This is a genomic window from Mycobacterium sp. NGS40, assembly GCF_059812735.1.
The window spans coordinates 1-11,182 of the sequence record NZ_JCALDG010000050.1 but is presented as its reverse complement, the minus strand read 5'-3'; the positions used below and the strand labels follow the sequence as shown (position 1 = coordinate 11,182).

Sequence of the window (11,182 nt, the reverse complement as noted above, 5' to 3'; positions counted from 1 at the left end):
GTTCATCGCCGCCGACCGGTCCGCCTGGGAAGAGCGGCCACTGCAGTCGATTCCACCCGGCGCGCGCACCGCTCCGCCCAGCGCCGACGCCGAGCGGTCGGTCGAGCTGATCGGCCAGCTGGCCACGCTGCGCAAGCCGACCAAGAGTCCCAACCAGCTGGTGCACGGAGACCTCTACGGGACGGTCCTCTTCGTCGGCACCGCCGCGCCGGGGATCACCGACATCACGCCCTACTGGCGGCCCGCGTCGTGGGCCGCCGGTGTGGTCGTGGTCGACGCGCTGTCCTGGGGTGAGGCCGACGACGGACTGATCGAACGCTGGAACGCGCTGCCGGAGTGGCCACAGATGTTGTTGCGCGCGTTGATGTTTCGTCTCGCGGTGCATGCGCTGCATCCCCGGTCTACCGCCGAGGCATTCCCGGGTCTGGCCCGCACGGCGGCCCTGATTCGCCTGGTGCTCTAGTCCGGCGGAAACTCGTAGCGGACTTCGCTGAGCGCCACCCTGCCGTCGACGGACAGCACTCCCTCGGCGCGTAACAGTTCCAGTTGCCGCGTCGTCAGATGCCGGGCCGGTCGCCCGGATGCGGTGATGACCCGGTGCCAGGGCAGGTCGGAGGAGTCGGTGCGCATGATCCAGCCGACGATCCGCGGGCTGGAAAGCCCTGCGACAGCGGCGATGTCGCCGTAGGTGCAGACGCGGCCGGAGGGGATCGCGGCGACCAGTGCGCGCACCCGCTCGACTTGATCCTCGGTCACCGGCGCCACGGTCAGCCGGCCCGCAGCTGTTTGCGGATCAGCGCGGCGACCTCGGCCGGTTTGGCGCCCGGCACCATGTGGTTGCACTCGTAGCTCAGCAATTCGAAATCGGCGCCCAGCCGTTGCTGCAGACCCGCGATGAGCTGCTCGGTGACGTAGGGCGGCGACGTCCACGCCGCGCGCACCAACGTCGTCGGCGTGCCCGCCGGCGGAAGCACGGTGGGACGGGCCAATTCGCTCCAGTAGGACATCATCGCCGGCACGCTCACCCGCCAGCCGTAGCGCCCGCTGGGCAGCTGGACCAGGTGCTCGTCGAGTTCGGCGTCGAGCACGTCCGGATCGACGTCGGCCCAAGAGCCGGTTGCCTTTTCCTGGCGAGCTTCGGCCGGGTCCGGATAGTCGGGCGAGGAGAACATCGCCTCGGCGATCTGCCGCGTCCAGTCGCCGTCCAGGCCCACCGCGGGGTCGAGCAGGAGCAGACCCGACACCAAGTCCGGCCGGTTCGCGGCCAGGTTCATTGCCAGCCCGCCGCCGAACGAGTGGCCGACGACCAGCACCGGCGCCTCGGCCGCCTCGTCCAGCAGCGCGGCCAGCGCAGCGACGTTGGCGTCAATGGTCCACGGCGCAGCCCACGACGACCTGCCGTGGCCGATCAGATCGGGAGCGGCAATGGTGATTTCGGGCAGATGATCGCCCAACTGCTGCCACCGCTGGCCGTGTCCGGTCAGTCCGTGCAGGGCGAGCATCTGCACCGGGCCGTCCGGACCGATGCGGTGTACGTGAAGGTCGGGGGTCACGCGTTGATGATGCCAGGCTCGGGGGACACCGCCGGCCTGGCCGGACCGACTTGTCAGACCCTCGTGATGTCATGCCGGTATGTCGTTGACGTGGGGTGCCGAGGCGAGCGCCGTGCTGGCTCCGGGCGCTCGCGGCGCGATCCGGATCCTGGGCGGTCCGGGTACCGGGAAGAGCAGCCTGCTGGTCGATGCTGCCGTCGCTGCGGTCGACGCCGGTGCCGATCCGGAATCGGTTCTGCTGCTTACCGGTTCGGGACGGATCGGGATGCGCCAGCGCAGTGCTTTGACGATGTCGTTGCTGCGTGCCACCGGCCCGGGTCGGTCCGCGATCCGTGAGCCGGTCGTGCGCAGCGTGCACAGCTACGCCTACGCCGTCCTGCGGCGGGCGGCCGAGCGCGCCGGGGATGCCCCGCCGCGGCTGGTCACCAGCGCCGAACAGGATGCCATCATCCGCGAGCTGCTGGCCGGTGACCTCGAGGGCGAGGGCACCTCCGGATGGCCGGCGCACCTGTGGCCCGCGCTGAGCACCGCGGGATTCGCCACCGAACTGCGAAACCTGTTGGCGCGCTGCGCGGAACGCGGCGTCGACCCGCAAGAGCTACAGCGCATCGGCCGGCTGTGCCGTCGACCGGACTGGACCGCGGCGGGCCGGTTCGCCCAGCAGTACGAACAGGTGATGCTGCTGCGCGCGGCGGTGGGCACCGCGGCGCCGCAAGCCACGACGCCGGCGCTGGGTGCCGCCGAACTCGTGGGCGCCGCCCTGGAGGCGTTCGCGGTCGACGCCGAGCTGCTGGCCGCCGAGCGCACCCGCATCCGGGTCCTGTTGGTCGACGACGCCCAGCAACTCGACCCGCAGGCAGCGCGGCTGGTCCAGCTGCTGGCGGCGGGAAGCGAACTGGCGCTGCTGGCCGGAGACCCCAATCAGGCGGTGTTCGGCTTCCGGGGCGGCGAGCCGGCCGGGCTCCTGGATGGCGATGCCCCCGCGGTGACGCTGACCCGGTCGCATCGGTGCGCACCGGCGGTCGCACGCGCCGTCAGCGGCATCGCGTGCCGGCTGCCCGGCAGCAGCGAGGGACGGCGAATCGACGGCACCGGCGCCGAGGAGGGTTCGGTCCAGCTGCGGCTGGCGGCGTCGGCGCACGCGGAGGCCGCGCTGATCGCCGACGCGCTGCGGCGTGCGCACCTGGTCGACGACGTGCCGTGGTCGCAGATGGCGGTGATCGTGCGGTCGGTGCCACGAGCGGGAACCCGGTTGCCGCGCGCGCTGGCGGCCGCCGGGGTGCCGGTCGCCGCACCCGCCGTGAGCGGGTCGCTGAGCGAGGAGCCCGCGGTGCGGGCGATGCTCACGGTGCTGGCCGCGACCGCCGACGTGCTCGACGGTGACCAGGCGCTGGCATTGCTGACCGGGCCCATCGGTCGCGTCGACCCGGTTTCGCTGCGGCAGCTGCGCCGAACCCTGATGCGCGGCAAACCCGCCGATGCGGCAGGCGGTTTCGGTGATCTGCTGGTGGCCGCGCTGGGGGACGCCGCGCCGCCGACGTCTCGCCCGCTGCGCCGGGTTCGCGCGGTCCTTGACGCCGCCGCGCGCTGCCACCGCGACGGCCAAGACCCGCGCTACACGCTCTGGGCGGCCTGGCAGCGGTCCGGTCTACAGCGGCGCTGGTTGGCGGCCAGCGAGCGCGGCGGCACCGCCGGCGCCCAGGCCACCAGGGACCTGGACGCGGTGACGGCATTGTTCGACGTCACCGATCAATACGTGTCGCGCACCCCCGCGGCGTCGTTGCGCGGTCTCCTCGATCACGTCGCGGCGCTGCAGCTGCCGAGCGTCAAGACCGAGCCGGCATCGACGGCCGAGCAGGTCCAGGTGCTCAGTGCTCACGCCGCGCTCGGACACGAATGGGACGTGGTGGTCATCGCCGGCCTGCAGGATGGTTTGTGGCCCAACACCGTTCCGCGCGGCGGCGTGCTGGCGACACAACGCCTGCTCGACGTCGTCGACGGTGTCTGTCCGGACGCCTCGGTACGGGCCCCGCTGCTGGCCGAGGAACGCCGGCTGCTGGTGGCCGCAATGGGCCGGGCCCGGCGCCGGCTGCTGGTGACCGCGGTCGACAGCGACACCGGTGGGGCGGACGGCGGAGCCGCGCTACCCTCGCCGTTCTTCTTCGAGCTCGGGAAGTGGGCCGATGAAGACGCCGATCATGTTGTAGCGCTGCCCGTTTCGGCCCCGCGCGTATTGTCGACCACCGCGCTGGTCGGCCGGTTGCGGGGTGTCGTGTGCGCACCGGACGGCGCCGTCGACGATGAAACCCGCCATTGTGCGGCAACGCAATTGGCCCGGCTGGCCGCCGCCGGTGTGCCCGGCGCCGATCCGTCCGGCTGGCACGGTCTGACCATGGTCAGCACCAGCGACCCGCTGTGCAACGGCGGCGATACCGTCACGCTGACGCCGTCGACGCTGCAGACACTGACTGACTGCCCGCTGCGCTGGCTGGTCGAGCGGCACGGCGGGACTAACCCGCGCGAGCTGCGGTCCACGATCGGCTCGGTGCTGCACGCGTTGCTCGCCGAATCGGGCAAGACCGAAACGCAACTGCTGGTCGAGCTGGAAAGAGCCTGGGAGCACTTGCCTTTCGAGGCGCGGTGGCATTCGGCCAACGAGCTGACCCGCCATCGCGCCATGATCGAGGCGTTCGTCGAGTGGCGGGCCCGCACCCGGGGCGAACTGACGGAGGTCGGCGTCGAGGTCGACGTCGACGGAGTCCTGGACGCGCCCCGGGCCGACGGCGGCGAAACCCGGCTGCGCGGCCGGGTCGATCGCCTGGAACGCGACGCGGCCGGACGGCTGGTGATCGTCGACATCAAGACCGGCAAAACCCCGGTCAGCAAGGACGACGCCCAGCAGCACGCTCAGCTGGCCATGTATCAGCTGGCGGTGGCCGAAGGCCTGATCCCAGGCGGGGACGAGCCCGGCGGCGCCCGGCTGATCTACGTCGGCAAGAGCGGGACAGCCGGCGCCACCGTCCGGGAGCAGGATCCACTGACACCGGCCGGCCGTGACGAATGGCGCGACCTCGTCACCCGCGCGGCCGACGCGACCGCCGGGCCGCAGTTCGTCGCCCGGCGCAACGACGGTTGCTCGCATTGTCCGGTCCGGCCGTCGTGCCCCGCCCACCTCGACGGGGCGGCATCATGAAACCACGCTACAGTCCGGACGAATTGGCTTGCGCCCTAGGACTTTTCCCGCCGACCGCCGAGCAGGCCGCGGTCATCGCCGCGCCGCCCGGGCCACTGGTCGTGATCGCGGGGGCAGGCGCGGGCAAAACCGAGACCATGGCCGCGCGGGTGGTATGGCTGATCGCCAACGGCTACGCCGACCCCGGCCAGGTGCTGGGATTGACGTTCACCCGCAAGGCCGCCGGACAGCTGCTGCGCCGGGTCCGTTCCCGGCTGGCCCGGTTGGCCGGTATCGGGTTGGGCGCTGCCAGCCCGGGGATCCTGGAGTCGGCGGGCAGCCCTGCTGTCAGCACCTATCACTCGTTCGCGGGCTCGCTGCTGCGCGACTATGGGCTGCTGCTGCCGATCGAGCCCGACACCCGGTTGCTCAGCGAGACCGAACTGTGGCAGTTGGCCTTTGACGTGGTGAACGGCTACGGCGGGCAGCTGCATACCGACAAGTCACCGGCCGCGATCACCTCGATGGTGCTGCGACTGTGGGGCCAGCTCACCGAGCACCTGGTCGACACCGACCAACTCCGTGACACCCACCTCGAGCTGGAGCGGCTGGTGCATGCCCTGCCCGCCGGTCCCTACCAGCGCGACCGCGGGCCGAGCCAATGGCTACTGCGGCTGCTGTCCGCTCAAACCGAACGCACCGAGCTGGTACCGCTGCTCGACGCGTTGCAGGAGCGGATGCGCACCGCGAAGGTCATGGACTTCGGTGTGCAGATGGCCTCGGCGGCAAGGCTTGCCGCGAATTTCCCGCAAGTCGGCGAGGACCTGCGCACCCGCCACCGGGTGGTGCTGCTCGACGAGTACCAGGACACCGGGCATGCCCAGCGCGTCGCGTTGTCGGCCCTGTTCGGCGGTGGCTGCAATGTTCAAGACGACGGGCTGGCGCTGACGGCGGTCGGCGATCCGGTTCAGTCGATCTACGGCTGGCGCGGAGCTTCGGCAACCAACCTGCCCCGGTTCACCACCGACTTCCCGCAATCCGACGGCACTCCCGCGCCGGTGCTGGAGCTGCGGACCAGCTGGCGTAACCCGCCCAGCACGCTGCACATCGCCAATGCCATTTCGGCGGAGGCACGACGCAGGTCGGTGGCGGTGCACGCCCTGCGATCCCGGCCCGACGCCCCGCCCGGCACGGTCCGCGCCGCGCTGCTTCCCGACGCGCAGGCTGAACGAGAGTGGATCGCCGACCACCTGCACGAGCACTACCAGCGAGCGCGTGCCGACGGCGTCAACCCGCCGACCGCCGCGGTGCTGGTGCGGCGCAACGCAGATGCCGCACCCATCGCCGATGCCCTTCGCGCGCGCGGGATCCCGGTCGAGGTCGTCGGGCTGGCCGGCCTGCTGTCCATCCCGGAAGTGGCCGAACTGGTGGCGATGCTGCGCCTGGTCGCCGATCCCACGGCCGGCGCGGCGGCGATGCGGGTACTGACCGGGCCGCGCTGGCGCCTGGGCGGCCGGGATGTCGCCGCACTCTGGCAGCGTGCCGCGTCGCTCGGCGCGGGGCGACCCGCCGACGCGTCCTCGGCCGAGTCGATCGCGATGGCCGCGGGGCCCGACGCCGACACCGCGTGCCTGGCCGACGCGATCGGTGATCCCGGTCCGGCCACCGCGTATTCGGTTGCGGGGTATCAGCGCATTGCCGCGCTGGGCGCCGAGCTGAGCGCCCTGCGTGGCCACCTGGGTCACTCGCTACCCGACCTGGTCGCCGAGGTGCGGCGGGTGCTGGGTGTCGACTGCGAGGTCCGTGCCGCCGCGGGCCATGGCGGTTGGGCCGGCGCCGAACACCTCGATGCCTTCGCGGACGTGGTCGCCGCTTACGCGGAACGCACTTGCGCGACCGACGTTTCGGCGACGGCGTCGGTGCTGGGGCTGCTGGCCTATCTGGACGCCGCCGAGATCGTCGAAAACGGTTTGGCGCCTGCGCCGTTGACGGTCGCGAGGGATCGGGTCCAGGTGCTCACCGTGCACTCCGCGAAGGGCCTGGAGTGGCAAGTGGTCGCGGTGGCCCACCTGTCCGGCGGAACGTTCCCGTCGACCGCGTCGCGCAGCAGCTGGCTGACGGACGCGGCCGAGCTGCCGCCGTTGTTGCGCGGCGATCGGGCCTCGGCGGGCTCGCTGGGCATCCCGGTGCTGGACCTCTCCGACGTCACCAATCGAAAGCAGCTGTCGGACAAGATTGCCGAGCATCGGCGGCAGCTGGAGCAGCGGCGCGTCGACGAAGAGCGCCGATTGCTCTACGTCGGGATCACCCGGGCCGAGGACACCCTGCTGGTCTCCGGTCATCACTGGGGGCCCACCGGAATCAAACCGCGCGGGCCGTCGGACTTCCTGCTTGAACTCAAGGACGTCATCGACCGGTCGGCCGCGGCCGGCGAGCCCTGCGGCGTGGTGGAGCAGTGGGCACCGGCGCCCGCCGACGGTGAACGGAACCCATTGCGCGACAATGCAATCGAAGCGATATGGCCCGCCGATCCTCTTGCCTCTCGTCGTACCGACGTCGAACGTGGAGCAGCGCTGGTGGAAGCGGCGATAGCGGCCCCGGCCACACAGTGTGTGGACATCGACGGCTGGGGTGCCGACGTCGATGCGTTACTGGCCGAGCGTGCTCGCTGCGAACGACGAGTGCAACGCGCCCTGCCCAGCCAGTTGTCGGTCAGTGGCCTGGTGGACCTGGCCCGCGATCCCGAGGGCGCGGTGCGGCGGTTGGTGCATCGCCTGCCGACGCGTCCGGATCCGCATGCATTGCTGGGCAACGCCTTTCACTCCTGGGTGCAACAGTTCTACGGAACCGAATGGCTCTTCGACCTCGGCGACCTGCCGGGTGCGGCGGATGCCGATGTCGGCCATACCGAAGAATTGGCCGCGCTGCAGGAGGCATTCACCCGATCGCGGTGGGCCGCCCGCACGCCCATCGCCGTCGAGGTCCCGTTCGAGATGCCGATCGGCGACACCGTCGTGCGCGGGCGCATCGACGCCGTCTTCGCCGAACCCGACGGCGGCGCCACGGTCGTGGACTGGAAGACCGGCGAACCGCCGCGGGGTTCCGAGGCGATGCGACAGGCCGCCATTCAGCTCGCCGTCTACCGCCTGGCGTGGGCGGCGTTGTCCGGATGCCCGGAGTCCTCGGTGCGCACCGCGTTCCATTACGTACGCACCGGCGCCACCGTGGTCCCCGACGAATTGCCCGATCTCAGCGAGCTGGCGCGGCTGGCCCCGCACGGGGAGCGTGATGTCGCCGTCTGAGGCGATCAAGTGTCTGTCGACCGGCGATCGTGGTTACATGTGAGTCGTGCGTGTGGCGTGCGGTGTTGGCCAGCCAATGATGGACCGCTGTGCCCAAGGGTAGCTTGCGACGGCTGAGAGGTCTCGACGAAAGACTGACCACCCAGCCCGGTCACCTGCTGGTCGGCGTGCTGCGTATCCCCGAAGACCACGGCAGCCCCGCTCGCGTCATCACCCGCCGGCTGATCATCGCGCTGCTGGTGTTGTTCGGTGCCGCCCTTGTCGTTTACCTCGACCGCAACGGGTACCGCGACGTGCGCGGCGGGCGGCTGACGTTCCTGGACTGCCTGTATTTCTCGGCGGTCTCGCTGTCGACGACCGGTTATGGCGACATCACACCGATTACCGAAACCGCGCGGCTGGTCAACACCGTTGTCTTCACCCCGCTGCGCATCGCGTTCCTGGTCGTGTTGGTCGGAACCACGCTCGAGGTGCTTTCCGAGCGGTCCCGGCAGGGGTGGAAAATCCAGCGTTGGAGGAGCAGAGTGCGTAACCACACCATCGTGATCGGGTACGGCACCAAGGGCAAACGTGCCGTTGCCGCCCGGGTCAGCGACGAGGCCGCTCAGGGCGAAATCGTCGTCGTCGACACGGATCGCAGCGCCCTCGAGCACGCGACCACCGCCGGGCTGGTCACGGTGCACGGCGACGGCACCAAGTCCGACGTACTGCGGCTGGCCGGTGCGCAGCACGCCTCGTCGATCATCGTGGCCACCAACCGTGACGACACCGCCGTGCTGGTGACCCTGACGGCACGCGAAATCGCGCCCAAGGCCCGAATTGTGGCCGCCATCCGGGAAGCCGAGAATTCGCACCTGCTGCAGCAATCGGGCGCGGACTCGGTCGTCGTCTCCTCCGAGACCGCCGGCCGGCTGCTCGGTCTGGCCACCACCACGCCCAGCGTGGTGGAGATGATCGAGGACCTGCTCACGCCGGACGCCGGGCTGGCCATCGCCGAACGCGAAGTGGAGGCGAGTGAGGTCGGCGGATCGCCGCGTCACCTGCGCGACATCGTGCTGGGAGTCGTGCGCGACGGACATCTGCTGCGCATCGGTGCACCCGAAGTCGATGCGATCGAGGCCACCGACCGGCTGCTGTACATCAAAAACGCGGGGCATTAGTGACGATCGCAAGCGCGGCGAAGCCGGGCGCGGCGAGTCGGCACCGGGAGGCATAGCGTGGACTTTCAGCTGAGCAGTGTTCCGCTGCTCTCGCGCGTCGGCGCCGACCGGGCCGATCAGTTGCGTACCGATGTCGACGCGGCCACCGTCGGATGGGCAGACGCGGCGGTGCTGCGGGTGGATTCGCGCAACCAGGTGCTGGTCGCCAACGGCCGGGTGGTGCTCGGTGCGGCGGCCGAACTGGGCGAAAAGCCGCCGCACGACGCTGTTTTCCTTGGCCGCATCGAGAACGACCAGCACGTCTGGGCCATCAGGGGAGCGCTGCAGGCACCCGCGGACCCGGACGTCCAGACCGAGGTGGTGAACCTGCGCAGCCTCGGCCCGATCTTCGACGACACCAGCAGCCAGCTGGTGGCGTCGGCGGTTGCGCTGCTGAATTGGCATGACCGGGCGCGGTTTAGCGCGGTGGACGGCTCCCCGACGAAACCGGCCCGGGCGGGCTGGTCGCGGGTCAACCCCGTCACCGGGCACGAAGAGTTCCCGCGGATCGACCCGGCGGTCATCTGTCTGGTGCACGACGGTGGCGACCGCGCGGTACTGGCCCGCCAGGCGGTGTGGCCCGAGCGAATGTTCTCTCTGCTGGCCGGATTCGTCGAAGCCGGAGAGTCTTTCGAGGTCTGCGTGGTCCGCGAGATCCGCGAGGAAATCGGCCTGAACGTCACCGATGTTCGTTACCTGGGCAGCCAGCCGTGGCCCTTTCCTCGTTCGCTGATGGTCGGTTTCCACGCGTTGGGCGACCCCGACCAGGAGTTCTCGTTCAACGACGGTGAAATCGCCGAGGCGGCCTGGTTTACCCGCGACGAGGTGCGCGCGGCACTTGCCGCCGGCGACTGGAGCAGTTCAGCAGACTCGAAACTGCTTCTGCCAGGCTCGATTTCGATTGCGCGGGTGATCATCGAATCCTGGGCGGAGCTCGACTGACGCGCTAGTTGATGCGATCGGTGATGATCTTCAGGACGGAATTCGCGATCTGATCCGAGGCTTCAAGACCCACCACGCCGACCGACACCAGCACCGCCGACTCGGTGCGGTACAGGTGGCTCCATTGGTCGGCGCTGAGTCTCAGGGTCGAGGGATCGGGTTTGTCGAAAGCGAAGGCGTAGTTGGGGTCGTGTAGGGCAACACACGCCCGCAGCGACGATTCCAGCTGACGCAACGCGTTCTGCGCCGCATCGGGGGTCGCGTATCGTGCGGCCGCCTGAGTGACTCCGTTGACCATCGCATTGCCGCCTGGCTGTATGTCGTCGGTGACCCCGTGATAGCCCGCGCTGCGGAACTCCGTCCAGTTGCTGCCGAAGGTGAGCTCGTTGTGTCCCACTGCCCGGCACGGCGCGGGAGCGCTGGCATCGGAGGGGGCCGGCTTATGTGTGTCCACCTTGGCGCGCGGCCTCAGATCGTCCGTCTTGGCGATTTGTCGGACCTCGTCGATGCTGACAATCATGTCGTCGACGTGCGTGGCGGTGTGGGATTTGGACGGGGTGCTCGAATGCGAGCAGCCCGCCATCACCAGCATCGTGCAGCAGGCGATGGCGGCCGGCCAGAATCCGCGCCCGGAATTCGATCCCATGTGTTCCGATGGTAGGGCGCTCCGCTGCGCCGCTGCGGCCAAGCGTGCGTGTTCAGGCCGAGTGCTTAACCGGCGACCTCAGCCAGCTTCGCTTTCACCTCGGCAGCACTCGGGTTGGTCAGCGTCGATCCGTCGGCGAACTTGACCGTCGGCACGGTCTGGTTGCCGCCGTTGACCGAACCGACGAATTCGGCGGCCGCCGAATCGTGTTCGATGTCGACAGTCTCGTAGGGGATTCCGTTGGACTTGAGCACGGTCATGAGCCGGTGGCAGTAGCCACACCATGACGTGGTGTAGACGGTAATCGGAGCGTTGCTCATAACCCGATAACGTAGCCCGCCGACGATGCGTTCCGTGTAGCGGGCGCT

At 69.9% G+C, this 11,182-nt stretch carries 9 protein-coding genes; 5 read left to right on the top strand and 4 right to left on the bottom strand.

The window, feature by feature from the left end; genetic code table 11:
* Positions 1 to 463, top strand: a 463-nt coding sequence (locus tag AC5Y5O_RS31035; protein ID WP_500028688.1) for a TIGR02569 family protein, incomplete at its 5' end; no start/stop codon positions are given.
* Here AC5Y5O_RS31035 and AC5Y5O_RS31030 read toward each other — a convergent pair.
* A complete protein-coding gene (locus tag AC5Y5O_RS31030) occupies positions 460 to 765 on the bottom strand; it encodes an MGMT family protein (RefSeq protein WP_096285387.1) in 306 nt (101 codons plus the stop codon). The genes AC5Y5O_RS31035 and AC5Y5O_RS31030 overlap by 4 nt on opposite strands.
* Before the next feature lie 2 nt (positions 766 to 767).
* Complete coding sequence (locus AC5Y5O_RS31025; RefSeq protein ID WP_500028687.1) at positions 768 to 1,553, bottom strand: alpha/beta fold hydrolase; 786 nt, start codon at positions 1,551 to 1,553, stop codon at positions 768 to 770.
* A gap of 79 nt (positions 1,554 to 1,632) precedes the next feature.
* Between AC5Y5O_RS31025 and AC5Y5O_RS31020 the strand changes: the two genes are divergently transcribed.
* From AC5Y5O_RS31020 to nudC, 4 genes are all read left to right on the top strand, one after another.
* Entirely contained in the window at positions 1,633 to 4,746 is a 3,114-nt protein-coding gene (locus AC5Y5O_RS31020; protein ID WP_500028686.1) for an ATP-dependent helicase, read from the top strand.
* Complete coding sequence (locus tag AC5Y5O_RS31015; RefSeq protein WP_500028685.1) at positions 4,743 to 8,027, top strand: ATP-dependent helicase; 3,285 nt, start codon at positions 4,743 to 4,745, stop codon at positions 8,025 to 8,027. The genes AC5Y5O_RS31020 and AC5Y5O_RS31015 overlap by 4 nt, the downstream gene beginning before the upstream one ends.
* An 89-nt stretch (positions 8,028 to 8,116) precedes the next feature.
* Entirely contained in the window at positions 8,117 to 9,187 is a 1,071-nt protein-coding gene (locus tag AC5Y5O_RS31010; protein WP_096285395.1) for a potassium channel family protein, read from the top strand.
* A gap of 57 nt (positions 9,188 to 9,244) precedes the next feature.
* The gene (gene nudC, locus AC5Y5O_RS31005) at positions 9,245 to 10,168 is read left to right on the top strand and encodes an NAD(+) diphosphatase (protein ID WP_096285397.1); all 924 of its coding nucleotides are present in this window, start codon (positions 9,245 to 9,247) and stop codon (positions 10,166 to 10,168) included.
* 4 nt (positions 10,169 to 10,172) lie between these two features.
* Here nudC and AC5Y5O_RS31000 read toward each other — a convergent pair whose 3' ends face one another.
* Together AC5Y5O_RS31000 and mrx1 are read right to left on the bottom strand one after the other, a co-directional pair.
* The gene (locus tag AC5Y5O_RS31000) at positions 10,173 to 10,814 is read right to left on the bottom strand and encodes a sensor domain-containing protein (protein WP_500028684.1); all 642 of its coding nucleotides are present in this window, start codon (positions 10,812 to 10,814) and stop codon (positions 10,173 to 10,175) included.
* A gap of 65 nt (positions 10,815 to 10,879) precedes the next feature.
* On the bottom strand, positions 10,880 to 11,134 hold the full coding sequence (gene mrx1, locus AC5Y5O_RS30995; RefSeq protein WP_096285401.1) for a mycoredoxin Mrx1: 255 nt from the start codon (positions 11,132 to 11,134) through the stop codon (positions 10,880 to 10,882).
* Positions 11,135 to 11,182: the final 48 nt, after the last annotated feature.